The sequence below is a fragment of the Streptomyces sp. NRRL F-5126 genome (genome assembly GCF_000721265.1).
GTDB lineage: Bacteria > Actinomycetota > Actinomycetes > Streptomycetales > Streptomycetaceae > Streptomyces.
On record NZ_JOFZ01000006.1, the window covers coordinates 26,257 to 52,746 of the forward strand.

Consider the following 26,490-nt stretch of genomic DNA (forward strand, 5'->3'; position numbering starts at 1 on the left):
AGACCCCTTGGCCACCGGCACAGAACCCCCTCGCGCCCCCTCCCCGCCGGTCCGCGGCACGGGCGCCTTCGCACTCACGGGCGTCCGCTCCCCCGGCCGCGCCGCGGTCGCCGCCCGCCACCTGCGCACCGACCGCTGGTGGCTCCAGCCCGCGGGGACGGCGGCCGGCCTGCTCGCCTTCGTCGCGTACTCCGTGTGGCGCGCGTTCGCCAACGGCGACTACTACGCGGCGCCCTACGTGTCGCCGTTCTACTCGCCCTGCGTCGCGCACGACTGCGTGCCCATGAAGGGCGGCGCCGACTGGGACGTGTTCGGCAGCTGGTGGGGCCTGTCCCCCGCACTGCTCGTGCTGATCTTCCCGCTCGGCTTCCGGCTGACCTGCTACTACTACCGCAAGGCCTACTACAGGGGCTTCTGGGCCTCGCCGCCCGCGTGCGCCGTCGCCGAGCCGCACGCGAAGTACACGGGCGAGACGCGCCTGCCGCTGATCCTGCAGAACGTCCACCGGTACTTCTTCTACTTCGCGCTGCTGGTCGCCGGCGTCCTCACGTACGACACCGTGCTCTCCTTCCGCGACGCGGACGGAGTCTGGGGCCACATGGGACTCGGCTCGCTGGTCTTCGTCGCCAACATCGCGCTGATCTGGGCGTACACCCTCTCCTGCCACTCGTGCCGCCATCTGATCGGAGGCCGGCTGAGGCACTTCTCCAAGCACCCCGTCCGCTACCGGCTGTGGGGCTGGGTGGGGAAGCTGAACGCGCGCCACGCGCAGCTCGCCTGGGCGTCGCTGGTGAGCGTGGCGGCCGCCGACTTCTACGTCTACCTCGTCGCGTCCGGCGTCTTCGACGACCCGCGTTTCTTCTAGACGAAAGCCCCCTACAGGAGAGCCACCAGACATGACACAACCGGAACGCTCGCGGTGGGACGTCGTGGTCGTCGGCGCGGGCGGCGCCGGTCTGCGGGCCGCGATCGCCGCGCGCGAGAGCGGCGCCCGTACGGCCGTGATCTGCAAGTCGCTGTTCGGCAAGGCCCACACGGTGATGGCCGAGGGCGGCATCGCCGCTTCCATGGGGAACGTGAACGCAGGAGACAACTGGCAGGTCCACTTCCGCGACACCATGCGCGGCGGCAAGTTCCTCAACCAGTGGCGGATGGCGGAGCTGCACGCCAAGGAGGCGCCCGAGCGGGTGTGGGAGCTGGAGACGTGGGGGGCTCTGTTCGACCGCACGCCCGACGGCCGCATCTCCCAGCGCAACTTCGGCGGCCACCAGTTTCCGCGCCTCGCGCACGTCGGCGACCGAACGGGCCTGGAACTGATCCGCACGCTCCAGCAGAAGATCGTCGCGCTGCAGCAGGAGGACTTCCGGGAGACCGGCGCGTACGAGTCGCGCCTGCGGGTCTTCCAGGAGTGCACGGCCACCCGCGTGCTCAAGGACGGCGACCGGGTGTCGGGCGCCTTCTGCTACGCGCGCGACTCCGGTGACTTCTTCGTGCTCGAAGCTCCGTCCGTCGTCCTCGCGACGGGCGGCATCGGCAAGTCGTTCAAGGTCACCTCGAACTCGTGGGAGTACACGGGCGACGGCCACGCGCTGGCGCTGCTCGCCGGGGCGCCGCTGATCAACATGGAGTTCGTGCAGTTCCACCCGACCGGCATGATCTGGCCGCCGTCCGTGAAGGGCCTGCTGGTCACCGAGTCCGTCAGGGGCGACGGCGGGGTCCTGCGCAACACCGAGGGCAAGCGGTTCATGTTCGACTACGTCCCCGACGTCTTCAAGGAGCAGTACGCGGAGTCCGAGGAGGAGGGCGACCGCTGGTACGACGACCCCGACACCAACCGCAGGCCGCCTGAGCTGCTGCCGCGCGACGAGGTCGCCCGCGCCATCAACTCGGAGGTGAAGGCGGGGCGCGGATCGCCGCACGGCGGCGTGTTCCTCGACGTGTCGACGCGGATGTCGCCCGAGGTGATCAAGCGCAGGCTGCCCTCGATGTACCACCAGTTCAAGGAGCTGGCGGACGTCGACATCACGGCGGAGGCCATGGAGGTCGGGCCGACGTGCCACTACGTGATGGGCGGGGTGGCCGTCGACTCGGACTCGGCGGCGGCGCTCGGCGTGCCCGGCCTCTTCGCGGCGGGCGAGGTCGCCGGCGGTATGCACGGCTCCAACAGGCTCGGCGGCAACTCCCTGTCCGACCTGCTGGTGTTCGGCCGCAGGGCCGGGGCGCACGCCGCCGCGTACGCCGGCTCGCTCACGGCGCGCCCCGCCGTCGACGACGTCCAGGTGGACGAGGCGGCCGCCGAGGCGCTGCGGCCCTTCAGCGCGGAGGACGGCACGGGGCCCGCATCCGCGCCCGCACCCGTGCCCGTGCCTGTGCCCGTGCCGGACGAGCCGGGGGCGGGCACCCCGCCGGCGGAGAGCCCCTACACGCTCCACCAGGAGCTCCAGCAGACGATGAACGACCTCGTCGGCATCATCAGGCGCGCGGAGGAGATGGAGGAGGCCCTGGTCAGACTGGGCGAGCTGCGGGCGAGGGCGCGCCGCGCAGGGGTGGCGGGGAACCGCCGGTTCAACCCCGGCTGGCACCTCGCGCTCGACCTGCGCAACATGCTGCTCGTCGGGGAGTGCGTGGCGCGTGCCGCGCTGGAGCGCACGGAGAGCAGGGGCGGGCACACCCGCGAGGACTGGCCGTCGATGGAGGCGGCCTGGCGCCGCGTCAACCTGCACTGCGCGCTCGCCGATCCGGCGGGCACGCTCGCGGCCGCCGATCAGGAGCGCGGCCAGATCGCGCTGACCCGGCGGGAGACGCCGCCGGTCCGTCCCGACCTGCTCGCCCTGTTCGAGAAGGAGGAGCTGGTCAAGTACCTCGCCGAAGAGGAGTTCCACGAGTGAGCACGAGCACGGGAGCGGCCGCGTCCGCCACCTCGTACGAGGCCCGCTTCCGGGTCTGGCGCGGCGACGCGGACGGCGGCGGCCTGCACGACTTCCGCGTCGAGGTGAACGACGGCGAGGTGGTCCTCGACATCATCCACCGCATCCAGGCCACCCAGGCGCCGGACCTCGCCGTCCGCTGGAACTGCAAGGCGGGCAAGTGCGGGTCGTGCAGCGCGGAGGTCAACGGCAGGCCGCGGCTGATGTGCATGACGCGCATGACGGACTTCGCTCGCGACGAGACGCTCACGGTGACGCCGCTGCGGGCGTTCCCCGTCCTGCGCGACCTGGTCACGGACGTGTCGTTCAACTACGAGAAGGCCCGCGAGGTGCCCGGCTTCGTGCCGCCCCCGGGGGTCGCGGCGGGCGAGTACCGGATGGCCCAGGCCGACGTGGACCGGTCGCAGGAGTTCCGCAAGTGCATCGAGTGCTACCTGTGCCAGAACACCTGCCACGTCGTACGCGACCACGAGGAGAACAAGACCGCGTTCGCCGGGCCGCGCTTCCTGATGCGGGTGGCGGAGCTGGACATGCACCCGCTGGACGCGGCGGGCCGGGCGGGACTCGACCGCAGTCGCACGGCGCAGGAGGAGCACGGGCTCGGCTACTGCAACATCACCAAGTGCTGCACGGACGTCTGCCCGGAGGGCATCAAGATCACCGACAACGCCCTGATCCCGCTCAAGGAGCGTGCGGCCGACCGCAAGTACGACCCGCTGGTCTGGCTCGGCTCCAAAATCCGCCGCCGCGGGGCCGGTTCCGGCCCCGGCGCCTGACGCGCCGGGCCCGCGCCACGAGCCGGGGGCCGCGCCCCAACGGGCTGCCTACGGCGCTACCACCACCCGCGCCACGCACTTACAGGCGACAGCGCGGTTACAGCGGGGCCCCGGCCCGCCCGGGCGCGGCCGGCGGCGACACTGCCGCGAGCGTGCGGCAGGAGCCACGGGTGGTGGCGCGCAGGGCGGAGGCCCTATGGGGCCGGTCGCGGCCAGGGCCCGCGCCCCGGTGGGCGCGGGCCCAAAACCCGGCCTTGCGCGGCAGCGCGACGCTCAGCCGAGGAGCTTGATGATCGCGTCGGTGGTGTCCGTCTCGCCGAGGCGCGGGAAGATCCGCTCCACGGCGTTGCGGTGCGTCTCCGCGTCCATGTCCGTGACGGCGTCCGTCGCGACGGTCACGTTGTAGCCGTGCTCGTACGCGGAGCGCGCGGTGTTCTCGACGCCGATGCTGGTGGCGATGCCGGTCAGCACGACCTGCGTGACTCCGTGGCGGCGCAGCTGGAGGTCCAGGTCGGTGCCGTGGAACGCGCCCCAGACCTGCTTGGTGACGACGATGTCGCCGTCCTGCCTGCCGAGCCCCTCGGCGAGGTCGGCCCAGTCGGCCGGCGGACGGCCGCCGGAGGACGCGTTCTCGGTGCGTCCCGGCGCGCCGCCGGTAACGCGCACGAGCACGACCGGCAGGCCCTTGGCGCGGAAGGCCGCGGCCAGGCGGGCGGAACGCTCGACGACGTCGTCGGCGCTGTGGACGGTGGGCAGCGAGACGATGCCCTTCTGCAGGTCGACGACGACCAGGGCGGTCTTCGGGTCGAGTGTGGTGGCGGTCATGGCGCTCTTCTCCTTGAACAATGGTGGGCAGGCGATGTGGGGGTACGTGCGCGTCCCTCACGTGCGGGCGCCGCCGCGCAGCGCCCGGTCGGTGAGGGTCACGACGATCAGGAGCACCCCGAGGCAGGCCGACACGGCGGCCATGAGGTGCAGACCGCCGTCGCCGGCCTGCCGGCCGTAGGCGAGGGCGATCAGGCTGGAAGCGGCGATGGCGCCGATGTACTGCGCGGTGCGCTGCAGCCCGGCCGCGGAGCCGATGCTGCCGGGCGGCGAGTACGACTGGACGGCCGCCTGGTTGCTGGTGCCGATGAGGCCCTGCGGTATGCCGAAGCACGCGCCCGCCACGAGCAGCAGGATCAGCGGCGTGCCGCTCCCGACGAAGACCAGCAGGCTCGCGCCGCCGAGGAGCAGGACGGCGGCCAGGGCGAGCGGGCCGCGTATGCCCTTCGTACGCGCCCCGAGCAGCGAGCAGACCAGCGCCGTAAGGGACATGGGCAGCATCACCAGGCCGGTCGTGGCGGCCGTGAAGCCGCGCCCGTCCTCGAGCCACTGGGTGAACCCGTACATCACGCAGTAGATCAGCAGGTAGCTGATGCCGTGCCTGAGGTACGTGCGGGTGAGCGCGCCGTTGCGCGCGAGCGTCCTGAGGTCGATGAAGGGCTGCCTCGCGCGCAGCTGCCAGCGCGCGAGGACCAGCGAGACGGCGGCGAACGGCGCGAGGAGCCACCAGATCGGGTGGCCGAGGTCGAGCAGGAAGAACGCGAGGAGGGTCAGCGCCGTCGTGAACAGGCCGATGCCCAGCGGGTCGACGGAGCGCCACACGGAGCTCTGCGCGGCCGCGGCGGGGTCGGCGGCCCGCGCCTCGGCGCGCGCGGCGCCCGTGACGTCCTTCGGCACGAAGAACAGCGCGAGGACGAACGCGGCCAGCGCGACGGGCAGGTTGACGGCGAAGATGGCGCGCCAGCCGAAGAACCCGACGAGCACACCGCCGAGCGTGGGGCCGACGGCCGCGCTGCCGAGCCCCGCGAACGACAGCCGGGCGAGCACGGGACGCGGCGGCGTCCGGCCGACCCTGCGCCCCTCGTCGCGCAGCACGGACATGGCGGCCGGGTAGGCGGCCGAGGTGCCGATGCCGAGCAGCAGACGGGACACGAGCAGCCACAGGAACGACGGCGCGAGCGTGCCGACGAGGCCGGAGGCGAGGACGACGAGCAGGCCGCCGAGGAAGACGCGGCGCGGTCCGAGCGAGTCGGCGAGCTTGCCGAGCACGGGCTGGGCCACGGCGCTCGCGAGGTAGAGGACGGAGATCAGCCACGCCGTGTCGGCCGCGCCGACGCCGAAGTCGTGCCCGATCGACACCAGCGCGGTGGAGATCATGGTGGTGTTCAGCGGATTGAGCAGCGAACCCATCAGCAGGGGCAGTGTCAGGCGCCCGGGAAAACCCTTCGACACCTTGTCCGCCTCCGCCGGCCTGGCCGCCTTCTCCGTGCCGGTGGTGCTCACGTGCGAAGTGCTCACTTCTCGGTCAGCCGCCGCAGGAGGCGCGCGGCCTCGGCGAGCGTGCGGCGCTCTTCCGCGTCGAGTTCTTCGGCGATCACCTTTGACAGCCAGGTCTGCTTCGCGGCGCGCACGCCCGCGAGTACGGTGCGCCCGTGGTCCGTGACGGACACGACGGACTGCCTGCCGTCGGCGGGGTCCGGGCTCCGCCGGACCAGGCCGTGCTCCTCCAGCGCGCCCAGGGTCAGCCGCATCGACTGCGGCCTGACGTGCTCGGCGCGCGCGAGTGCGGCCGTCGTGGCAGGACCGTCGTCGGCCAGGCGCACCAGCACGGAGCGCTGCGAGGGGGTGAGGCCCGTGCCGGGCGCCGTCGACCTCAGGCGCCGGGAGAGCAGGCCGGCCATCGTGGCGACGTCGGCCGCGACCTCCTCGGGCGTGGGGTCCTGCGGGCGTTCGGGCATGCGTCCAGGGTAGGAAAACGACAGGCAACCTTGCAAGTTTTCCTGTCGTTCCCTGCGTCACTCCCGCTGGGCCACCGCAGTCCCGCTTCAGTTCCGCTTCAGTCCTGAGCCGCGCCCCAGCCCTTGCGGTACGCGGCCCAGTCGCTGTCCGTGGCCGCGAAGTCGACGTACAGCCCCACGCCGAACCGCTTGCGGTGCACGTCGTTCCTGCCGAGCGCGAGCCGCACGCCGTGGATGGCGGCCGCGGGCGTCTCCGCGTATCCGTGGTGGCTCATGTCCTCCTCGCGGTAGAAGGGCAGCCCCATGAGCAGTTCCGTTGTCCTGGGCGTGGCCGCCAGCGCGAGCGCGGTCTGCTGCGCGACGTACCCGCCGTACAGCGACTCGAGCGGCATCGCGGTGTCGTACGACATGACCGCGACCTGGTCGACACGGCGCGCGACCTGCCCGAAGTAGGCCTGCGACCACCACTTGGGGTGCCCGGTCAGCGCGCCTGCCGCCGCGTGCAGCGACGGCAGCGGGTCGATCTGGGCGGCGGCCACCGAGAGCGGCACGCCCCTTGCCCCGGTCAGCGCGTGCAGGCGGTCGAGCAGGTGCAGGAAGTCCTGGTCGCCCGAGTGCAGCGGCTCCAGGTCGAAGTGGACGCCGTCGAACCCGGCGTCGAGCACCTGCCGTGCGGAGGCGACCACGGCGTCGCGGGTCGCCGCGCCGGCCAGCCGCAGGCCTTCGGGCGACTCGGTGGCGAGCACGTCGCCGAGCCACGCGTCCACGCGGACGCCCGGCATGGTGCGGTGGACGGCCGCGATCAGCCGCGCGGCGGCGGGGTAGCGCCCCTCGGGCAGGGTTCCGTCGTGCTCCAGCGGGCCGGCGTGCACGTACAGGTCCTTGATGCCGGTGGACTTGACGCGGCGGGCGAACGCGGCCAGGTCGGCGTCGTCCTTGCGGCCGTCGACCCAGGCGTGCCCCATCCACACGGCGTCCATGCCGCGGGTGCGGGTGCCGTCCTCGATGTCGCCCGTGTACGCGACGCGCAGGGCGACGGCGGCCGCGAGCACGGGCACGACGACGATCAGGGCGACGGCGATCGCGATCCGCCTCGGCCATCCGGCGCGCGGCCCCCGCCGGGCCCACGTCCACCAGGCGCGGCCGCGCCGCCCCTCCGACGGCCCCGGCACCGGCCCCGACCCGTCACGCGCACGCTCGGACAACGCGAACCCCTCCCCAGGCGCGGCCCCCCGGCCGCGGAGGGATCAGGGTACGAGGGAGGACGCCGTGACCTGCGGGGCCGCCGGCAACCGTTTCGGTATCAGGACATGCGCCATCAGGACATGCGCCACCCGGACATACGTCAGAACATGGAGAGCAGCTGCTCGACGGTCGGCTCCGCGGCGCTCGCGCTGCCCGGCAGGGCAAGCTCGAACCAGACCGTCTTGCCGCGCGGCGTCCTGCGCGAGCCCCAGGCGGAGCTGAGCATGCCGACCAGTTGCAGGCCGCGGCCGCCCTCGTCGGTGTCGCGCGCGCGGCGGCGGCGCGGCTGGACGAGGCCCGCGTCCCACACCTCGCACACGAGGGTGCGGTCGCGCAGCAGGCGGAGTCTGATCTCGCCCTCGCCGTACCGCATCGCGTTCGTGACGAGCTCGCTCACGAGCAACTCGACCGTGTCCACCAGCGGTTCGAGGTCCCAGGCGATGAGCTGGGCGCGCGCGTACTCGCGTGCCCTGCCGACCGAGCGCGGCTCGCGGGGCATGCGCCAGTCCCCGACCGCGTCCGCGGGCAGCCCCTGGATACGCGCCATCAGCAGGGCGATGTCGTCCTGGCCGTGGCTCGTCTCCAGCGTCGACAGGACATGGTCGGCGACGTCCTCAAGCGGGCGTTCCGCGTGCGCGAGCGAGGCGCGGAAGGCGCCGAGGCCCTCCTCCAGCGTCTGGTCGCGCGACTCGACGAGGCCGTCGGTGTACAGCGCGAGCAGGGAGTTCTCCGACAGCTCCACCTCGACCTGCTCGAACGGCTCGCCGCCCACCCCGAGGGGCACGCCGGGCGGCACGTCGAGCAGCAGCGCCTTCTCACCGGGCTCGACGAGCACGGGCGGCGGATGGCCGGCGTTGGCGAACGTGCAGCGCCGGGTGACCGGGTCGTAGACGGCGTAGACGCACGTGGCGAGGTAGACCTCGGCGAGGTCGGCGTCCCTCGCCTTGTGCGCCACGCGTGATGCCTGCTGCGCCCCGTTGGGCGTGCCGAGGCCGCTCGCGATCTCGTCGAGGGCGCCGAGCACCTCTGCGGGCTCCAGGTCGAGCAGCGCGAGCGTTCGCACGGCCGTGCGCAATTCGCCCATGGCGACGGCGGCGCGCAGGCCGCGGCCCATCACGTCGCCCACGACGAGGGCGGTTCTGTGGCCCGGCAGTTCGATGACGTCGAACCAGTCGCCGCCGACCTCCGTCGCCGCGTTGCCCGGCAGGTAGCGGCAGGCGATGTCGAGGCCCGCGGCCTCGGGGTCGCCGGGCGGCAGCAGGCTGCGCTGGAGGATCAGGGCGCGCTCGTGCTCGCGCCGGTACAGGCGCGCGTTGTCGATGCAGACGGCGGCGCGTGCCGCGAGCTCGACGGCGAGCGCGCGGTCCCGGTCGCCGAACGGCTCGCTGCCCTTGGCCCGCGCGAACTGGACGAGCCCGACGACCGTGTCGTGCGCGACCATCGGCACGGCGAGCGTGGACTGCAGGAGGCTGCCCTGGCCGCCCGGTATCGACTGCACCTGCGCGCTGCGCAGGGCGACGGCGCTGTGCGAGCCGAACGGGAACCGGTGCACGGCTCCCACCTCGGGCGAGACGTACCCGTCGTGCGGGTCGCCGGGGCCCGAGAGCGGCCCGTCGGAGACGGCGCTCGCGAAGGCGACGCGCCGCAGCCGCGCCGTGCCGCCGCCGGACTCGTCCGCCGAGGCGGCCCACCGGCCGGGCGGCGCCTCCTCGCCCGTCAGCAGGGACTGGTACAGGTCGACGGAGGCGAGGTCGCAGAAGTTGGGCACGGCCACGCCGAGCAGCTCGCGCGCGGTGGTCTCCAGGTCGAGCGAGTTGCCGATGCGCGCGCTCGCCTCGTTGAGCAGGGCGAGGTTGCGGCGGGTGCTGGCGGCCTCGTGGGCGGCGATGTGGCGCTGCGTGACATCCGTGGCGACGGCGGCGACGCCCAGCGTGCGGCCCGAGCCGACGCCCACGCCGACCCGGTACAGGTTGAGCGACCAGTGCCTGCGCTCGCCGCCGCACGGGGTGACGCCGTTCAGCTTGAACTCGACGACCGGGTCGCCCGTGTCGAGCACGCGGCGCAGGGCCGCGTCGAGCCGGTCGGCCTCGCCGGTGGAGAGGTAGTCGGACGCCGACCTGCCACGGTGGTCGCTCGCGCTGCCGCCGAAGACGGTGGCGAAGCGCTCGTTGACACGTCGCACCGTCAGGTTCGTGCTGAAGAGAATGAAGCCGAACGGAGATTGGCCGAATATCGCCTGCGACGAGGCGAGGTCGGTCTCGATCCGGCGCAGTGCGCGCACGTCCACGACGATGCAGACGGCGCCGCGCTCACCCTGGTCGGTCTCACTGGGCATCACATAGACCTCGGCCAGCCCGTGGCCGCGCCGCCCGCCGTCCCTGCGGGGGCCCCCGCCCGCGTCCCCGGTGGCGTCGCCGCTCGGGTCCTCGCCCGTGTCCGCTCCCGGCGGCAGCAGGTACGGGACGAGCCCCGTCCACTCGTTGCCGTCGAGGATCTCGCTGAGTTTGCGGTAGCCCTTGGCACGGAACTCCGGCGGTACGAAGACCCCCAGCGGGTCCTTGCCCCTGACATCGCGGGCCGAGAGCCCGAACAGCTCGGCCGCGCGGCTGCTCCACTGGTCGATGAGGCCGTCGGGCCCGATCGAGAAGGACGCCACCTTGACATAGTCGTAGAGGGAGCCCTGCGGGCTGCTCTGCCACACGACGTCGTCGCCCGTCGCCTCTGGCGCCTCTGGTGTCTCGCTCACGCGACCGTCCCCTCCAGCTCACGCACCGGACCGGCCATGCCCCGCAGTATCCAGCACCACGGGCCTGACTGACACGGCGTTCACGATCACAGCAAGGTCTCGTTCTCTCCGGACCTGCTCGAAAACCCGCCGCGACCGTCGTCCCTTGTGACTTCTAACCATGGAGAGGCAGCTCGAACCACACGGTCTTACCTGTCTTACCGCGCCTCGTGCCCCAGCGACGGGCGGAACTGGCCACGAGCTGCAAGCCGCGGCCGCGTTCGTCCTCGGGCCCCGGCGCGCGCTGCACCACGGGGGCGCCCGGCACCTGGTCGGAGACCTCCACCAGCAGAACGCTCTCGCGGTCGGAGAGCGCACGGATCTCCAGGCGCATGCCGATGGGTCCCGGCGCGTACGTCAGCGAGTTGGTGACCAGCTCGCTGACCAGCAGCATGGCCGCATCCTCCACGCTCGGCGAGAGCCGCCAGGCGCGCAAGGTGTCCCGCACGTCATGGCGGGCGACGCGCACGGCACCGGGCTCGGAGGGCAGGATCCACTCGGCGGACTCGTCCTCGGTGTCGATCAACCCGACCACTTCCCACAGCACCTGACGCCCCCCGCTGTCTCGATCGTTTCGGGGATCATTCTGCCCATACCCGAAATTAGCCGTAAACTACCGCCTGAAGTCGCGCGGGACGGAACGAGCACCGTACCGACAGCGCCGAGAAGTCGCCACATCCCTGATATGCGTTATGCCCGAACGGCCGTCCCATACGCCGCAGGACACGGTCGGGCAGGGGCGCGTGTGATGGCCGAAGGGGGCGCACGGGGGCTCGAACAGGCATCGGGTTTGCCGGAGACGCATGTTGCCCGCCGGTGCGGCAGTGCCGAACCGGCCCAGGTGAACGCTCACGCGCGCGTGCCGTCTTCGCGGGCGAGTACGGGCCCAAGGGTGTCGAGCGCCGCGAGGACGGCGGGGCGGTCCGCGTCCAGCCAGTCGACGTCCGCGACCGCCTCGGCCGCCGTGACCCAGCGCAGCGCGTCATGGTCCTGCAGCGGGCGCGCCGTGCCCGACACCACCCGCGCCGTCCAGACCCGCAGCTCGTAGCCCCGCCCGAGCGGCCATGCACCGGGCACGCGCGCGACGGGCGCCGCCTCGATTCCCAGCTCCTCGCGCAACTCCCGCACCAGCGCTGCCTCGGCGCTCTCGCCCGGCTCCACCTTGCCGCCGGGCAGCTCCCAGCGGCCGGCCAGCTCAGGGGGCGCGCTGCGGCGCGCCGCGAGCAGCCGGCCGTCGTCGTGCACGGCGCCCGCGACGACGACCCGGGCCCCGGTCTCCCGCTCCGTCATGCGCGGGAGCCTACAAGCCGACGCGCCGGTACCTACGGCGCGCCCTGCTCCACCCGCTCCGCGTGATGAGCGTGGCCCGCGTGCTGCGCCCGGCCCGCGTCCCCCGCGTGCTCGACGCAGTACAGCGTCCCCTCCTCGCGGCCGTCCAGGCTCTCCGCCAGGCGCTGCGCCTCGTCCCGCGTGGCGTACCAGGCGACGCGGTAGCGGTTGCCGTTGCCGTCCTCGCGCACCACCTGCCAGGGCAGCGCCGTCCCCCCTTCGGTCACGGCCGCACCCCCGGCCGTCTCGCCCCTGCGCCTGTCGCGTCTCCCCGAAAAACCCCTGTGCGCATATGCCAGAGCGTACGCCCGGGCCTTACGCACCGGAGGCGGTGTTACACGAAGAGGCAACTTCCGGCCAACAATCCGCCGAAAAGCGCGGGCGCGTGAGCCTCGTACGCGCCCCTCGGCACACCCCCTGGTGCGCCCCCGTGCGCCGTGGGGCACTGCCGCGTACCCGTCCCGCTCCGGCCGCTCCGGCTACCCCGGCTGCCCCGGCTGCCCCGGCTGCCCCGGCGGGCTACTTCACGGCCAGGTGGTAGGCGATCCTGAACCGGTCCGCCGGCACGACCACGTCCGCCGTCTCGACCGGCCGCCCGGACGCGTAGTACGTGCGCTCAAGGACCATCACCACATGCCCCGGAACCCCGCCGAGCGCGAGCAGTTCCTCCGCGAGGCCCGGGCGCGCGCCGACCTCCTCGTGGACGTTGTCGACGACGACGTCGATCGCGGCCATGCGCTCGACCACCCCGCACCCGCCGAGCGGGCCCTCCTCGGGCAGCATGACGGGCGTGCGCCCGGTCACGGCGAGCGGCTCCCACGAGGTGGACAGCATCATCGGCTCGCCGCCGTCCCTGAACACGTAGCGCGTGCGCATCACCCGGTCGCCCGCGGCGATCCGCAGCCTGGCCGCGACCTCGGGCGAGGCGTCCTCCTGCTCGCTGTGCGACTCCCAGGTGCCGTGCGCGCTCTCGTCCGCCTGCTCCTGCCTGAAGGGGCTCGCGCCGCCCGCGGGCAGGTAGCCGGAGCGCGCGATGAGGCGCGGCACCGGCCGCTCGCGCACGTACGTGCCGGACCCCGAGCGTCCCTCGACCAGTCCTTCCGCCATCAGGACCTTGCGCGCCTCCAGGGCGACCGTGTCGGAGACGCCGTACTCGGAGCGGATGCGTGCCTGCGAGGGGAGCCGGGTGTGCGGCGGCAGTACCCCGTCGACGATCTTCTGCCGGAGATCGCCCGCGACGCGCAGATAGGCCGGCTGCTCACCGAACGCCACGTGCCCTCCCTCAGAGTTGACAGTCAGCTACAGAGTGGCAACCCGTGATCGAGAGCCGCAAGCATGGGCCATGGTTTCACCCGAAGTGATGCATTGCTGGCCGGGCGCGCATGAAATCCCCCGGGGCCAGAATGAACGTCCCGGCGGCGGAAGGGGAGACGGTTGCCGCACGAAGAGGGCCATCGGGAACGCCAGGATCCGCACGCGCGTGGCCACACGGCGCGAGGCCTCGCGGCGGACGGCGTCGCGGCGGAGGGCGTCGCGGCGGAGGGCGTCGCGGCGGACGGCATCGCGGCGGAGGGCGTCGCGTCCCTCACCGCCCGCTGGGCGGCGCGGCTGGACGCCGAGCACGACACCGTGTTCTCAGCGGTGGGAGTCTGGCCGCTGCTCGCGCTGCTCGCGGAGGTGGCCGACGGCCCCGCACGGCGCGAGCTGGAGGGCGTACTCGGCGCGCCGCCCCAGGACGCCGCGGCGGCGGCACGTTCGCTGCTCGCCGAACTGCCCGCGGCGGACGGCCTGAACGCCGCGCTGGGGCTCTGGACGCGGCGCACGCTCCCCCTCGACGCGGCGTGGCTCGCGACGCTGCCCGAGGGCTGCCACGCCCTGCTGTCGGGCGACGCCGGGGCCGACCGCGCGGCGCTCGACGCGTGGGCGTCGCGGCAGACCGGCGGCCTGATCGACCGGATGCCGGTCGAGTTCGACGCGTCGACCCTGCTCGTTCTCGCGAGCGCGCTCTCGCTGACGACGGAGTGGACGCACCCGTTCCAGGACTACGACACGCACAACCCCGCCAGGGGCCCGTGGGCAGGGGCCGGCCTGCGGATGCTGACGCGCAGGACGGCGGGCATCGACACGGCGGCCGTGGCGCAGGCACCGGCCGGGCCGGTCACGATCGTGCGGGTCGAGGGCCGGGGCGGCATCGACGTCCACCTCCTGCTCGGCGGCCCCGGCATGGGCCCCGGCGAGGTCATCGGCGCGTGGACCGACGTCCTGACGGGCCGTCGCGGGGCGACGCCCGCCGAGGAGCTCCCGTACGGGGACGACGTGGCGCCGGGCCTCGCGAAGGACGAGTTCGAGGGCGCGTTCCCGGCCTCGCGGATGCTGTCGCTGCGAACGCCGCCGTTCCGCCTCACCGCCGACCACGACCTGCTGCGCACGCCGGACGTGTTCGGCCTGGCGGCGGCCACGGGCGGTGGGCGCGGCCACTTCCCCGGCATCGGCGCGTTCGAGCTGTCGATCCAGTCGGCAGCGCAGGCGGCGATGGCGGAGTTCGGCCCGGTGGGCTTCAAGGCGGCCGCGGTGACGGCGATCGGGATGCGGGCGGCGGCGATCGTGTCCCGCGGAGAGCGGCCGACGCGGGTCACGGCGACGCTCGACCGCCCGTTCGGCTTCGCCGCCGTCCAGCGGTCCACGGGCCTGTGCCTGGCCACTGGCTGGGTGGCGAAGCCCCGGACGCGCGCGTAGGGCGAGCCCGCGCACGGCGCTCGTCCAAATCCCGTCGTCGTTCGCATTGGCGATCTTGCGCGAGAGCGCTCGCAGGAGATAGACCGGGAGATAGATGGCGCATACACAGACAGCCGTCTCCCCCGGCCGTGCCCGCACAGGCACGGCCCTTCCCGACAGACCCCCCACACAGAGCGGAAGTACCCATGTGCGGCATTACGGGATGGCTCTCCTACGACCGTGACCTGCGCGACCCGGCGTCCGCCGGCACCGTCGACGCGATGACCGAGACGATGTCCTGCCGCGGCCCCGACGACTCCGGCACCTGGACCTCGGGCCCCGCGGCACTCGGCCACCGCAGGCTGGCGATCATCGACCTGCCCGGCGGGCGGCAGCCCATGACCCTGGACACCCCCGACGGCACCCTCGCGATGGTGTACTCGGGCGAGACCTACAACTTCACCGAACTGCGCGAGGAACTGGCCTCACGCGGCCACCGGTTCACCACCGACTCGGACACCGAGGTCGTGCTGCACGGCTACCTGGAGTGGGGCGAGGCCGTCGCCGAGCGGCTCAACGGCATGTACGCCTTCGCCATCTGGGACCAGCGCACCGAGCGGCTCGTCATGATCCGGGACCGGATGGGGATCAAGCCGTTCTACTACTACCCCACCGCCGACGGCGTGCTGTTCGGCTCCGAGCCGAAGGCGATTCTCGCCAACCCGCTCGCCGCGCGCCGCGTCACGCTCGACGGCTTCCGCGAGGTCTTCGCGTTCGTGAAGACGCCGGGGCACGCGATCTGGGACGGCATGCGCGAGGTGGAGCCCGGCACGATCGTCACCGTCGACCGGGGCGGGCTGCGCACGCACACGTACTGGTCGCTGCGGACCCGTCCGCACACGGACGACCGCGACGCGAGCATCGCGCACGTGCGGGAGTTGCTTGAGGACATCGTGCGCCGCCAGCTCGTCGCGGACGTGCCGCGCTGCGTGCTGCTCTCCGGCGGCCTCGACTCGTCGGCGCTGACGGCGCTGGCCGCGCGGCAGCTCGCGGCGGCCGGCGGCGAGTCGGTGAACAGCTTCGCCGTCGACTTCGTCGGGCAGACGGAGAACTTCGTCGCCGACGACTTCCGGCCGACCCCGGACGCGCCGTTCGTCCACGACGTGGCGCGCGAGTCCCGCACGAACCACAAGGACATCGTCCTCGACTCCCACACCCTCGCCGACCCGGAGGTGCGGGCGCGCGTCATCCGCGCGCGTGACATGCCGGTCGGGCTCGGCGACATGGACTCGTCGCTCTACTCGCTGTTCAAGGCGATCAGGCAGCACTCGACGGTCGCGCTGAGCGGCGAGTCGGCCGACGAGGTCTTCGGCGGCTACCGGCAGTTCTTCGACGAGGAGGCGCGCAAGGGCGGGATGTTCCCCTGGCACGCGGAGTTCGCCCGCATGCGCGCCGCACGCGCAGGACACGGCGCCCCCGGGGGCGGCGGCGGCCCCCTCGGCATCCTGCGCCCCGAGGTGACGGCGCCGATCGACCTCGGATCGTACGTGGGCGACAGCTACGCGTCCGCCGTGACGGACATCGAACGGCTGGCAGGGGAGAGCGACTTCGAGTACCGGATGCGGGTGATCTGCTACCTGCACCTGACCCGGTTCGTGCGCGTCCTGCTCGACCGCAAGGACCGGATGAGCATGGCCGTCGGCCTTGAGGTGCGCGTCCCGTTCTGCGACCACCGCCTGGTGGAGTACGTCTACAACACGCCGTGGTCGCTCAAGTCGTTCGACGGCCGCGAGAAGAGCCTGCTGCGCGAGGCGACGGCGGACGTGCTGCCGCGCTCGGTGTACGACAGGGTCAAGAGCCCGTACCCGTCGACGCAGGACCCGAAGTACGCCCTGGCGCTCCAGCACCACGTGAAGGACCTGCTGGCCAAGCCCTCGCACCGGGTCTTCGACCTGCTGGACCGCGCGGCGGTGGAACGCGCGGCGAACGAGGACGTGCAGGGCGCGGGCCAGTTCGCCAGGAACGGCCTGGAGCGTGCACTGGACCTGTCGATCTGGCTGGACATGTACAACCCGGAGCTCGTCCTGTCCTGAAGGGCGGGACTGGGGCCGCCCGCGCGTGCGTCAAGGGTGGGCGGCCCCGTACCGGCTACTTCCCCGTACCGACCGCGTGGACGACGATGCCGGGACCCTTGGTGTCCTGGTCGGGGTTGTCGACAGGGACGTTGATGGACGCACTCACGGTCTTGGAGTGTGTCTCGTTGGGGGGCGTGATGACCAGGGTGGTGAAGGTGTAGCCGCTGCCCCCGCTGTTGTTGTACGGGTAGTAGAGGACGAACTGGGTCGACTGCCCGGGCGCCAGCTTGACGGTGGGCAGTTCGCCCTTGCCGTAACGGGTGGCGCTGATGCCGGTGGTGTCGCCCTTGCCCTTGAGGTCCACGCCCGCGTAGCCGCGCATCGTGCAGGAAGAGGAGCCGCGGTTCTTGAGGTTGACGATCTCCATGCCTTCGCCCGATATGCCGTGCTGGGCGGTGATGGTGAGGTTGGAGGTCAGGCACATGCTCCCCCCGCTGCCGCTGCCGCTGCCGCCGCCGCCGCCGGAGGCGCCGCTGCCCTGACCGCTCGCGGTACCGGCTGCCGTCTCCGCGCCGGACGAGCTGCCGGACGAGGAGTCGGAGCCGGACGACGACGGGCTGGACGACGGGGTCGCACCGGAGCCATCGGACAGCGGCGTGCCGGAGGCACCGGACGCGGCGGAAGCCCCGGAGGCGCTGGAGGAGTCGGGGCCGCAGGCGGTCAGGGACAGCCCGGCGGCCGCGACGATGAGGGCGAGAGCCGAGAGCCTCTTGCTGCTGCGCATTGCTTCTCCGTAGGTCGAACGTCGGCCCACGTGGTGCGGACCCTTCGGTGTTGAGGGAGGCGCACGGGGCGGCGGCCAGTTGCGCACGGACTCCGACCGGTACACCCCCGTGACACGCCCGCAGCACTCCTGCCGAGCTCCGCGCGACGCGCGGCATCGCTGGGCCCGCGTGGCGCAAGCCCGTTCACCCGCCGCCGTGCACGGTCACACCGGCGATGACGGACGTGCCACGCGTGGCGCGCGGCCGGACGGTCCAGACGGCGGCGACCTGGTCGACGAGCAGCAGCCCACGCCCCGACTCCCCGTACGCCGCCGGGTGCGCGACGGCGGGTGTGACGGTACGGCCGGGCGCCGTCCCGGTGCCGGGGTCGGAGACGGCGAGCCAGTAGTGCCCCTCGGCAGGCCACAGGACGAGCTCGACGAGATCGCCCTCGCCGGCCCGCGCCCCGTGCCGCACGGCGTTGGTGACCAGCTCGGACGTCAACAGACCGAGCTCGTCACGCAGATCGGGCCGCAACGCGTACGGCAGCGCCTCGGCCACGGCGTGCCGGGCCCGCGGCACGGAGGACGGGTGGGCGGGGAACCGCCAGCAGGCGGGGATGCGAGGGATTTCGGGCATGGCGAACTCCATTGCGGTGGCGTGCGGTTGAGGTCGCCGGTGGCATGCCGCCCTGGTCGCGGACACACCCGCCCCAAGGCAGACGGGCACGCCCACGCGGTGCACTTCCGACGTCGCCGTATGTAGCGTTCTCGGTACTTACGGTAGAGCAGACACGTGGCAAATTAACCACGCCCTTCACGGGATTAGCCACTTCCTGGTGAACTGGTTGCCCGCAGAGCCCGTTGTCGCCTGACACAGAGGGACCGATATGCCACCCAGAACCGTCCTCACGCAACGTCAGAAGCGCCTGGGCAGCGAACTTCGTAAGATGCGCACGACAGCAGGCCTGTCCGCCGAGTACGCAGCCGGTCTCCTCGGCGTTGACCGAGGCAAGATCTCCAACATGGAGTCGGGGGTTCGCGGCATCAGCCGCGAGCGCCTCAAGACGCTTGCCTGCAACTGCGACGTCACCGACGAGAAGTACGTAGAGGCCTTGGCCGAGCTGGCCGAGCCCAACGCGGGCTGGTGGGAGCGTTATCGGGGCAGTCTGCCCCAAGGGCTGCTCGACATCTCCGAACTGGAAGCCGACGCGGTACGACTGCGGGGTGCGAACACCGTCCACGTGCCGGGCCTGCTGCAGACCTCCGAACTTGCCATGGCGATCTTCCGGTGCGCCGTCCCCGCATTGCCCGAACACGAAGTCGCACTTCGACTGGCGCTGCGAACAGAACGCCAACAGGTCATCACCGGAGACGAGGGGATCCCCTACGTGGCCGTTGTCCACGAGGCCGCCCTGAGGATGCAGTTCGGCGGACGTGATGTAGCGAGGACTCAGCTGCGGCACCTGCTGCAGGCCTCCGAGCGTGACAACGTCACACTGCTCGCGCTTCCCTTCGCACACGGCGCCTTCCCGGGCGCCGGGCAGACCGTCGTCTATGCCGAAGGGCGCGTACCACAGCTCGACACAGTGCAGGTGGACAGCTCCCACGGCCCTGCCTTCCTGCACGCCGAGGGCCAGTTGGCGAAATACCGCGCGCAACTTGACCTGTTGGAAGAGCTGGCGCTGTCACCTGAAAGCTCTCGTGACTTCATCCGCAAGATTGAGCAGCAGTTGTGAGGAGACCTCCAATGCCCGAGATCACCTGGGAAGACCCCTTCTGCGCCGAAGGAAGCTCCTGCTTCCAATTCGGCACGGACGCCGACGGCAACGCGTACATAGCCGTCAACGGCCAAGAAGACCACTACCTCACCGACACCACCGAAGCCCTCCGCGCCCTCATCATCGACATCAAGGCAGGCAAGGCCGACCACCTGCTGTAGCCAACTGGCCGCGCCGTCTCGCCGCCAACAGCAGCGAGACGGCGCGGCCGACACTCCACGGCAGGTCCGGTCCGGCACTATCACCAACCGCGCAGCCCGGAGCACCGAGGACGACCACGGCGCGCCTGAATGAACTCGACACCGGTCCCTGAGCGTGACAACTGCAGTCAGGGAAGCAGTGGCAGGATGCCCTCCCACTTCCGAAGGCGTGCATCGACGCTTTTATCGCGCAACGCTTTGGACAGGAGGACCGCCGCCGTCGCGAGGTTCCGGGCTATGCGCAGCCTTCGGATTTCGGCGATGTTCAGGTCACGCCAGTGGGACGCCAGCGCCCGGGCTTCGTCGACGGCGATTGGCACCTCCTCGAAGAGGAGTGCCAGCAGGTGAGCGGGACCGAGAAGGACGACCCCGTCCTTCGGCTCCACCCGCTCCAGCAGAAGTGCCGACAGGTTCAGCAGCCTCGTTGCCCTCTCCCGCCGATCCATGTCATCCACGGCCACCGATGCATCGAGCGCGTACACCAAGGCGGACGAGCACGTCTCCTAGGACACCCTGTCCGGTACGTCGGGCTCGATGGTCAGCCGGTGAGTAAGGATTTCCACCACGCCGCGCCATTGCTGGGGTCCAAGACTCGAGGGAGCCGGATTGCGGGCCGCCAAGACGCGGCAGAGCGTCGCGGTATCGAGCGATGCCAATTCCTTCACTTCGCACCTTAAAACTGTAGCCCTGCCGCGATAAATGCGGCTCTACCGATCTCCAAGCTCTCCAGCGAGGGCATGAAGTGACCACTGTGGTTGTTGCTGTCCAGCCCGAAATACCCATCCTTCGCCGATCCCGCAATGTCAGCTTCTCCCGCGGCCCTTACAGGCGCTCCGCCTGTAAGGACGGAATGTGCGATTTCCTGCGTACCGACAATCTTTGGGATGACGACCAAGCTGCCATCCTCGCGCACTGCCCATTTCACAGTACCGGCGTCGATGGCGCAAAGGACTGCGCATCACGCCGGACGCTGAGGACGTCCTAGCCGCTCCCCTCCGCGAAAAAGCGATTCCTCACCCCATCTTCGCTGTTTCAGCCTCTTTCACCCGATCTTTATGGAAGAAACTCAGCGCCCATGGGACGCCAAAGTCGAAACCAGTGAACTGCTCAGCCACTTGTCGACCTCCTCACCTACCGCCACTATGCGGTGTGCACGTAGTAGCCACGCGCATTCCTTTAGGCTCATTTGGGCATGACGTAGACGCCATTACTGGAGCCTTTTCTCTTTCTTTCGCGTAGTACACCGTTCCGAGAGAGATTCTTTGCCCCCGTAGGTGCTCCTGCACGCCATCTCGTGGTTTGCTCCCGCAACCACTTGTCGATGGTTTCTGCCCGGTTGGCGATCGCCTTATCAACGACCTGTCGACCGACCGCGTGCGAGCAGGATCGAGTCGTGCCGGGGCCCTCCCCGTCCGATGTGATCCGGCTTATCCGTGTGGAGCCAGACACTGCATCCCACACAGACCACGTGGCCTGTACCGCTGTCCGAGGACAGTGCGACACACAGGGCACTCGAGTACTGGGACTCCCTCAGTCCCGAGAACCGGAACATGTCCTCGGCGTCAGCCTTGTCCGCCAACGCGATCGTCAGTGTCTGGTAGACGGATGCCAGTCTGACGCCAAGCACGCCGAAGAAGGTGATTTCGACGTGGTCGGGTGCGGAATTCGGATCGATGCTGCGGATCGACAACCGCGAATGGCCGACGACATAGCGCCAGGGCCGGAACTTTCGCTCGAACGTGACAGGCAGCTCTCCGGTGGGCTCAGGTATGCCCTCAGGGCGCGAAGGGGTTTTCGACAACGTCTCCACCTCGATAGAAAGTCACCCGGGGCCATGAGCTGGGATTGCCCTGGGTGAAGCTTGGCTCCCATCCCGTCGAGTGCCCGTCCAGATCAGGGTCGGCGCCTCGGCCCGTTTACGCGGAGGCACAACACCACACGAGTCTGGAGCGCCGAGGACGACGCACAGCGCGCCCAAACCTCGATACCGGGCGGCCCTGCGCGTGACAACTACAGTCAGGGAAGCTGCGGAAGCAGCATTTCCCAATCGTGCAGGCGGGCCTGAGTCGTACCGCCGACTATCCGCGCGAGACGGACTGCGGGAGTCGCGAATCTGGGAGTCGAATCCCATCTCGTCAGCGTGCTTGACGTAATGATGGACCTCTCGGTCGATATTGGCCATCACGTCCGCGTCAAGGTCGAGTGCCTTGAGCGCCTTGCATGCGGGCTTTAAATGGCCTTGATCTACGGAGAGACCAGCATCCTTTGTAGGACTGGGTTATTTCCCAGTTCGGGAACTTCTCGAAGCAATACATTCCGGGCGCGCCGAACGAAACTTGAAAGGTGCGCAACGAAGTCACTTCGACTAACTGAAGCTTGAGCCGAACTATTCGATGAACTTATGGATACATATTCGCCGACGTGGCGGACCCTGATCACTTCCTCACTCTCTGTGAATCCGAACGCGGCATCGCGTCCAGCTGAAACCTTGGCGATCACATCACGGAAAGAGAGGCCAAGGTCCATGAGTGTCACGTATTTATTTTTCGAGATGAAGTCCACGCCGCCGGCAGACATCTCAACAGCAACGCCAAAATACTTGTAGCGGAGATCCATCTCGGACACCTCTGCCGCATTTTGGGGCTGAATGGATTCCCAGGTCTTGATCCACGGAGATTCTTGACTAGGAACAGAAAAAGAAAGATGCATCGATTCTCCCTGTGTGCGGGTTACTAGAACGGAAAAGCAGTGACAACCTTTCCCTCATTCACGATCACGCGGATGCTCTTGAGCTCCCCTCCTCCATTAACAGGCCCGGCGACTCCGACCGTCACCCCGAAGTCCCATTCATATATCTGTCCGGGACGCGGAGTGCCTGTAACAGGGTCGGGTGTATTGGGTTTCGGGGTTCCTCGGTTTATAGTGTCTGCAATCCTCTGACGTACCACCTTTTCTTTACCTGTGAAAATACTGGATGCATCGTCGACCAGGCTTCCACCCGGTCTGTGACGATCAAGGATATGCTGCCAATCGCCTTGCTTCAGGGCGGTTACGCCGCAGATTCCCGCGTTGTGCACTAGGACTGGTTCCGGACCCGCCAGTACATAATACGTGTGCAGGTTGGCCACGGTCAGGTCGTACACGCGATGAGGCGTGGTGATCGCGACTCCTCGCACTGTACTGACAATTCGCAGTGAACCATTGGGGGCACGAAGGCGCTCACCAGGGGCAAGGTCACCAGCCAATGTCCAGCCTCTCCCCGGACTGTAGATGCGGTGTCCCGGAGTACTGGTGAAGTGAGCCCCATCGGTAAGAGTGACTGTTACCAGATGGTCGGCGAGGTGGTTAAATGCTGCGGTGATGGGTTCTGCGTGTTGTTGTCCAGTCGCTGGGTCAGTGGCCAGAATCTCGTCTCCAGGCCCAAGAGCCTTGATTGCCCTTTTCGATCCGTCGGCCATGAGTACTTGCGTGCCAGCAGGGAAGCTATTTACGCAGCTTGTGAGCCCCTCTTCGACCCGATGCATTTCTCTCTCGATGTTTGCCATCACTTCGGCGTCGAGATGGAGTGCTTGAAGGGCCTTGTAAGCGTCACCGACGCCGACTCCGGTACGCAGTGCCACATCGAGGGAGCGAACGAGATCAACAGCCTTAGCTATGGTGGTGTTCGGAATGAACCAGGACGCCGCCCATGCGCAGTTGTTGAGGCTGCCCTTGGAGCACTTGATGAAATCTTCAGTCAGACCGTCCCAAAGCCCCTTGAGAAAGGCCTTGTCGACAATCATGGAGATGTCCCAGTTGCTGAAGTGCTTTTTGATATCAGTGGTCTCGTCGCTCGTCTGGCTGCCGAGGAAGACTATTGACTCCGCAGGGCATGAGGCGGCGGGCACGTCAGATGCCGAGTCGGAGGTGCACAGGTAGAAGTCCACGGTGAGTGTGAAGTTCAGGCGGAACGTGACGTCACATCCGCTGTTGCCCATGCCGAGTACGCAGTCGTTGAGCGGTTTCGGGTTTCCGATCGGCGTGATCTTCTGTTTGGTGAACATCTGGCCGATGCCGGTGGCGCCGCCCTTGTTCAGGGTGTCGTTCGCCGCCGCCTGTTCGGCCCGCGTCGCGGCGTCCTGTGCTTCCTGCGCGGCTTGCTGGGCGTTGGCCGCCGCCGCTTCGGCGGTCGTGGCGTCGGCTTCGGCCTGGTCGGCGACTCCTCGTGCGGTGGAGGCGTCGGTCTCCGCCGCGGTCGCGGCGTCGCGTGCCGAGGACGCGTCGGTCTCGGCCGCTGTCGCGGAGGCGTCCGCCTGGTCCGCGTAGCCGGCTGCGGTGGTCGCGGCGCCCTGTGCGGCATTCGCGTCGGCTACAGCGGCCGTGTTGTAGGCGACGGTCTGCGTCTCGGCCTTCTTCGCCGCGTCGGCCGCGGTCTCCGCCTGTTTCGCCGAGGCCTGCGCGTCTTGCGATGACTGCACGGCTTGCGATGCCCAGTCCGCTGCCGACGCCGCGGCGGTGGCGGCTGCCTTCGCGTCGGCGCCCGCCTTGTCCGCCAGCGCCTTCGCCTCCGCAGCAGCCTGCTTGGCCTGCGCGGACTTCGCCTGCGCGACGGCCTGCTGCTTCTGTGCCTGCGTCTTCGCGGCCTGCCCGGTCAGCACGGCGAGGCCCGCGGAGGCGTCCGTCTGCGCGTACGGCGCGCCCAACTCGATTGCGTCGTTGGCCGGCTTGACGACCTGGGCCGCCGAGTCGCGCGCGGCGGTGGCCGCCTGCGCGGTGGCGTACGCGTAGCCCGCGGTGCGCACCGCGTCCGCCCCGGCGGCGACGGCCTCCTTCTGCGAGGCGGCCGCGTCGACCTTCGCCTTGGCCGCCTTGGCCTGCGCCTCGCTCGCGAGTGCCTTGGCGTTGGCGGCGTTCCACTTCGCCGTCTCGGAGGCGTCGATGGCCTCCGCGGCCGCGGCGTGCGCCTTGGTGACGGCGACCTCTGTGACCGCCACGTCGGCCTTGGCGGCGTCGGCGGCGGCCTGAGCGCGCTTGGCCGCGCCCTGAGCCCTGGTGGCCGCGGCACGTGCGTTCGTCGCCGCCGTGGTCGCCTCGTTGGCGGCGGAGCGTGCACTGGTGGCCGCAGCGGTCGCGGCGTCCGCGTCGGCCCGTGCCTGAGTGGCCGCAGCTCGGGATGCGGAGGCTGCGGAGGTGCCTTCGTCGGCATCTGCCTTTGCCTCGGCCGCGCTCGCTCTGGCCAGGGCCACGTCGCGGTCGCTCTCGGCGTCGATCGCCTTGTCGCGCGCCGCGACGGCCTTGCTCTCCGCCGCGACCGCGTCGTCCTTCCTCGCCGCTGCGGTGGCTCCTGCACTCTGCGCGGCGGCGAGCTTGTCCGCCGCGACCTGGCGCTGCGACTTGGCGCGCGACTCGGCGTCCGCCGCCTTCGCCCGCTCCGAGTCCGCCAGTTCCTTCTGTGCCTTGGCGGTGTCCCGCTCGCTCTCCGCCGTCTGACGCTTCGCCTTGGCGTCCGCCGCCGCGTTCTTCGCGGTCGCTTCCGCGTCCTCCGCCTTGGCCTGCGCGTTCTTCGCCGTGGTCGCGTTCGCCGCGGCCTGCTTCGCCTGCTCGGCCGCACCCAGCGCCGCGGCCTTGGCCTGTGCCTGCGCTTCCTCGGCCGCCTCGCGCCGGAACTCCGCCTTCGTGGCGTGCGCCTGCGTCTGCGCCAGCGAGTTGAGTGCCTTGCTGTCGGACGCGGACGCCCGCGTCGCCTGGACCGCGGTGTCCGTGGCCTGCGAGGCGGCCTGCGCGGCTGCGGCCGACGCTTTGGTGACCTGGGCGGCCTGCTGCCCGTAGAGCAGGCCACGGCCACGCGGCAGGCCGGCCTGGTCGGCGATGGCGTAGGCCGCGTTCTGCGCGGCGGTGACCTTGTCGGCCTGCTTCCGCGCGTCCAGAGCCGCACGCGACGCCACGAACATGCGGCCGGAAGCGCGCGCCCTCGCCTGCGCTATCCACGTGTTGACCTGGTCCGCTTCGGCCTTGGTGGGGTGGTCGAGATCGTCGGCGGGCAGTTTGAGGAAGTAGTTCTGCCAGTCCGTCAGCCGGGAGGTGATCAGCGACTGCCCCAGCGACTCCGTCATCGCCTGCGCGGCGACCTGGAGGTCCGCCGACGCCTGCTGCTCGGCCGCGAGGATCGCATCGCGCTGATCGCGCTGGCCCTTGATCTCGGCCTGCCACTCCTGCGCCGCCACCGTCAACTCGTCCGTCAGGACGTGGTGCGGATCCTGTGGGTTGGTGGTCGTGCACGAGGCGAACCTGGACTTCAGGTTCTCCACGTCCACCCGGAACCCCATCGATCCTGGCTCGGGCGCAGTGGTCGGGAACCCGCCGTTCTCCAGGAAGATGCGTGCGTCGTCCGCGTACATGGGGTGCATGAGCTGCATGTCGAAGGTCCACGCGGACCAGTCTTCGTAGTCCTCGGGCTTGTTTTCCGAGTAGCGCGTCGTGGCGATCTTCGTCACCGCGTCGACGGAGTCCTTGCTCGCCAGGGGGGACTGGTCGTCGTAGAACGCGTCCTCGTCTTGCCAGAACCGGTCCTCCACCCAGGTACGGACACCGGTCTGCACCCACAGGTCCGGATCACTCGGCGGCCACCGAAAGCCCGTGTATGTGTAGCCCGGGGGCTCCTGCGTGACATCCAGGGAGGCCTGCCACGCGTCGTTGCGGCCACTCAGCTCGTCGCCCTTCGCCGTGGACCATGCCCGGTCCTTCTCGAACGCGACATCCAGCGGCGTCCCGTCCCAGTAGTCGGGCGCGGCCGCGGCCAGCAGTTGGTCGTCGGTGCCGTCCAGGCCCGCGCGGGCGACCTTCTTCATCGCAGGGCCGCCCTTGCGCAGGACCGCGCCGAGCAGGCACTGGGCATCGCGGATCTTCTGCGCCGCGTCCAGGTCGAAGGGCGCGTCGGCGCCGCCGTCCACGGTGGGCGCGTCGGCGACCGTGGACAAGCGCGGTGTGAGCGGGGCGAGCCCGCTACCGGACGCCGTGGTGGTGATCGTGGCGAGCAGGGCCGTGCCGCCGAGCAGCAGGGAGGGCCATCTGCTCAGGGCGCGACGGCGCCCGGACAGTGCGCGGGTACGCATGAGTGGTGTGAGCCGATCTG

General features: G+C 70.4%; 22 protein-coding genes. 7 read left to right on the plus strand and 15 right to left on the minus strand.

Annotation, left to right across the window (positions count from 1 at the left end; all coding sequences use genetic code 11):
- Positions 1 to 7 precede the first annotated feature (7 nt).
- The 3 genes from IH48_RS0112905 to IH48_RS0112915 are packed head-to-tail and all read left to right on the plus strand — an operon-like array spanning position 8 to position 3,703.
- Positions 8 to 865, plus strand: coding sequence for a hypothetical protein (locus IH48_RS0112905; protein ID WP_030903158.1), 858 nt, complete (start codon positions 8 to 10; stop codon positions 863 to 865).
- A gap of 31 nt (positions 866 to 896) precedes the next feature.
- Positions 897 to 2,888, plus strand: a complete 1,992-nt coding sequence (locus IH48_RS0112910; protein ID WP_030903159.1) for a fumarate reductase/succinate dehydrogenase flavoprotein subunit — start codon at positions 897 to 899, stop codon at positions 2,886 to 2,888.
- Entirely contained in the window at positions 2,885 to 3,703 is an 819-nt protein-coding gene (locus IH48_RS0112915; RefSeq protein ID WP_030903160.1) for a succinate dehydrogenase/fumarate reductase iron-sulfur subunit, read from the plus strand. Before IH48_RS0112910 ends, IH48_RS0112915 begins: the two co-directional genes overlap by 4 nt.
- Before the next feature lie 273 nt (positions 3,704 to 3,976).
- Here IH48_RS0112915 and IH48_RS0112920 read toward each other — a convergent pair whose 3' ends face one another.
- The 9 genes from IH48_RS0112920 to IH48_RS0112960 form a co-directional block, all read right to left on the minus strand.
- The gene (locus IH48_RS0112920) at positions 3,977 to 4,528 is read right to left on the minus strand and encodes an isochorismatase family protein (RefSeq protein WP_030903162.1); all 552 of its coding nucleotides are present in this window, start codon (positions 4,526 to 4,528) and stop codon (positions 3,977 to 3,979) included.
- A 57-nt stretch (positions 4,529 to 4,585) separates the two neighbouring features.
- Positions 4,586 to 5,938 (minus strand): MFS transporter, encoded by a 1,353-nt coding sequence (locus IH48_RS0112925; RefSeq protein ID WP_078849759.1) that lies wholly within the window; start codon positions 5,936 to 5,938, stop codon positions 4,586 to 4,588.
- A gap of 104 nt (positions 5,939 to 6,042) precedes the next feature.
- The gene (locus IH48_RS0112930) at positions 6,043 to 6,486 is read right to left on the minus strand and encodes a MarR family winged helix-turn-helix transcriptional regulator (protein WP_030903168.1); all 444 of its coding nucleotides are present in this window, start codon (positions 6,484 to 6,486) and stop codon (positions 6,043 to 6,045) included.
- A 98-nt stretch (positions 6,487 to 6,584) separates the two neighbouring features.
- Positions 6,585 to 7,658, minus strand: coding sequence for a hypothetical protein (locus tag IH48_RS0112935; protein ID WP_420705491.1), 1,074 nt, complete (start codon positions 7,656 to 7,658; stop codon positions 6,585 to 6,587).
- Positions 7,659 to 7,831: 173 nt separating this feature from the next.
- Entirely contained in the window at positions 7,832 to 10,432 is a 2,601-nt protein-coding gene (locus IH48_RS0112940; protein ID WP_030903172.1) for a SpoIIE family protein phosphatase, read from the minus strand.
- Between the two features lie 199 nt (positions 10,433 to 10,631).
- Entirely contained in the window at positions 10,632 to 11,051 is a 420-nt protein-coding gene (locus tag IH48_RS0112945; protein ID WP_030903174.1) for an ATP-binding protein, read from the minus strand.
- A gap of 314 nt (positions 11,052 to 11,365) precedes the next feature.
- Positions 11,366 to 11,806 (minus strand): (deoxy)nucleoside triphosphate pyrophosphohydrolase, encoded by a 441-nt coding sequence (locus tag IH48_RS0112950; RefSeq protein ID WP_030903176.1) that lies wholly within the window; start codon positions 11,804 to 11,806, stop codon positions 11,366 to 11,368.
- A 32-nt stretch (positions 11,807 to 11,838) separates the two neighbouring features.
- A complete protein-coding gene (locus IH48_RS0112955; protein WP_037841862.1) occupies positions 11,839 to 12,072 on the minus strand; it encodes a hypothetical protein in 234 nt (77 codons plus the stop codon).
- Between the two features lie 292 nt (positions 12,073 to 12,364).
- Complete coding sequence (locus tag IH48_RS0112960) at positions 12,365 to 13,117, minus strand: GntR family transcriptional regulator (RefSeq protein WP_030903181.1); 753 nt, start codon at positions 13,115 to 13,117, stop codon at positions 12,365 to 12,367.
- Positions 13,118 to 13,279: 162 nt separating this feature from the next.
- Here IH48_RS0112960 and IH48_RS0112965 point away from each other — a divergent pair, with 162 nt between their 5' ends.
- Positions 13,280 to 14,581: a serpin family protein gene (locus IH48_RS0112965; RefSeq protein ID WP_234434236.1), complete on the plus strand. Its 1,302-nt coding sequence runs from the start codon at positions 13,280 to 13,282 to the stop codon at positions 14,579 to 14,581.
- Between the two features lie 185 nt (positions 14,582 to 14,766).
- Positions 14,767 to 16,653: an asparagine synthase (glutamine-hydrolyzing) gene (gene asnB, locus IH48_RS0112970; RefSeq protein WP_030903186.1), complete on the plus strand. Its 1,887-nt coding sequence runs from the start codon at positions 14,767 to 14,769 to the stop codon at positions 16,651 to 16,653.
- A 55-nt stretch (positions 16,654 to 16,708) separates the two neighbouring features.
- Here asnB and IH48_RS0112975 read toward each other — a convergent pair whose 3' ends face one another.
- Together IH48_RS0112975 and IH48_RS0112980 are read right to left on the minus strand one after the other, a co-directional pair.
- Positions 16,709 to 17,419 (minus strand): DUF4232 domain-containing protein, encoded by a 711-nt coding sequence (locus IH48_RS0112975; RefSeq protein WP_030903190.1) that lies wholly within the window; start codon positions 17,417 to 17,419, stop codon positions 16,709 to 16,711.
- A gap of 184 nt (positions 17,420 to 17,603) precedes the next feature.
- On the minus strand, positions 17,604 to 18,038 hold the full coding sequence (locus tag IH48_RS0112980) for an ATP-binding protein (protein ID WP_030903192.1): 435 nt from the start codon (positions 18,036 to 18,038) through the stop codon (positions 17,604 to 17,606).
- A 250-nt stretch (positions 18,039 to 18,288) separates the two neighbouring features.
- Between IH48_RS0112980 and IH48_RS0112985 the strand changes: the two genes are divergently transcribed.
- Together IH48_RS0112985 and IH48_RS0112990 are read left to right on the plus strand one after the other, a co-directional pair.
- Positions 18,289 to 19,137, plus strand: coding sequence for a helix-turn-helix domain-containing protein (locus IH48_RS0112985; RefSeq protein ID WP_030903194.1), 849 nt, complete (start codon positions 18,289 to 18,291; stop codon positions 19,135 to 19,137).
- An 11-nt stretch (positions 19,138 to 19,148) separates the two neighbouring features.
- Positions 19,149 to 19,340 (plus strand): hypothetical protein, encoded by a 192-nt coding sequence (locus tag IH48_RS0112990; RefSeq protein WP_030903197.1) that lies wholly within the window; start codon positions 19,149 to 19,151, stop codon positions 19,338 to 19,340.
- A 167-nt stretch (positions 19,341 to 19,507) separates the two neighbouring features.
- Here IH48_RS0112990 and IH48_RS0112995 read toward each other — a convergent pair whose 3' ends face one another.
- The 4 genes from IH48_RS0112995 to IH48_RS37365 all read right to left on the minus strand — a co-directional run bounded on the left by IH48_RS0112995 (position 19,508) and on the right by IH48_RS37365 (position 26,470).
- A complete protein-coding gene (locus IH48_RS0112995; RefSeq protein WP_030903199.1) occupies positions 19,508 to 19,861 on the minus strand; it encodes a hypothetical protein in 354 nt (117 codons plus the stop codon).
- Between the two features lie 869 nt (positions 19,862 to 20,730).
- A complete protein-coding gene (locus tag IH48_RS36225; RefSeq protein WP_158710287.1) occupies positions 20,731 to 21,189 on the minus strand; it encodes a hypothetical protein in 459 nt (152 codons plus the stop codon).
- Between the two features lie 434 nt (positions 21,190 to 21,623).
- Positions 21,624 to 22,088, minus strand: coding sequence for a hypothetical protein (locus IH48_RS36230; protein WP_158710288.1), 465 nt, complete (start codon positions 22,086 to 22,088; stop codon positions 21,624 to 21,626).
- Positions 22,089 to 22,111: 23 nt separating this feature from the next.
- Entirely contained in the window at positions 22,112 to 26,470 is a 4,359-nt protein-coding gene (locus IH48_RS37365) for a Hint domain-containing protein (RefSeq protein ID WP_037841869.1), read from the minus strand.
- Positions 26,471 to 26,490: the final 20 nt, after the last annotated feature.

Excerpts from the sequence above, each read along its gene's own strand:
- IH48_RS0112910 (WP_030903159.1), top strand. The coding sequence starts at position 897 with ATGACACAACCGGAACGCTCGCGGTGGGACGTCGTGGTCGTCGGCGCG.
- IH48_RS0112920 (WP_030903162.1), bottom strand. The coding sequence starts at position 4,528 with ATGACCGCCACCACACTCGACCCGAAGACCGCCCTGGTCGTCGTCGAC.
- IH48_RS0112925 (WP_078849759.1), bottom strand. The coding sequence starts at position 5,938 with ATGGGTTCGCTGCTCAATCCGCTGAACACCACCATGATCTCCACCGCG.
- IH48_RS0112930 (WP_030903168.1), bottom strand. The coding sequence starts at position 6,486 with ATGCCCGAACGCCCGCAGGACCCCACGCCCGAGGAGGTCGCGGCCGAC.
- IH48_RS0112950 (WP_030903176.1), bottom strand. The coding sequence starts at position 11,806 with ATGACGGAGCGGGAGACCGGGGCCCGGGTCGTCGTCGCGGGCGCCGTG.
- asnB (WP_030903186.1), top strand. The coding sequence starts at position 14,767 with ATGTGCGGCATTACGGGATGGCTCTCCTACGACCGTGACCTGCGCGAC.
- IH48_RS0112975 (WP_030903190.1), bottom strand. The coding sequence starts at position 17,419 with ATGCGCAGCAGCAAGAGGCTCTCGGCTCTCGCCCTCATCGTCGCGGCC.
- IH48_RS0112980 (WP_030903192.1), bottom strand. The coding sequence starts at position 18,038 with ATGCCCGAAATCCCTCGCATCCCCGCCTGCTGGCGGTTCCCCGCCCAC.
- IH48_RS0112985 (WP_030903194.1), top strand. The coding sequence starts at position 18,289 with ATGCCACCCAGAACCGTCCTCACGCAACGTCAGAAGCGCCTGGGCAGC.
- IH48_RS0112990 (WP_030903197.1), top strand. The coding sequence starts at position 19,149 with ATGCCCGAGATCACCTGGGAAGACCCCTTCTGCGCCGAAGGAAGCTCC.
- IH48_RS36230 (WP_158710288.1), bottom strand. The coding sequence starts at position 22,088 with ATGCATCTTTCTTTTTCTGTTCCTAGTCAAGAATCTCCGTGGATCAAG.
- IH48_RS37365 (WP_037841869.1), bottom strand. The coding sequence starts at position 26,470 with ATGCGTACCCGCGCACTGTCCGGGCGCCGTCGCGCCCTGAGCAGATGG.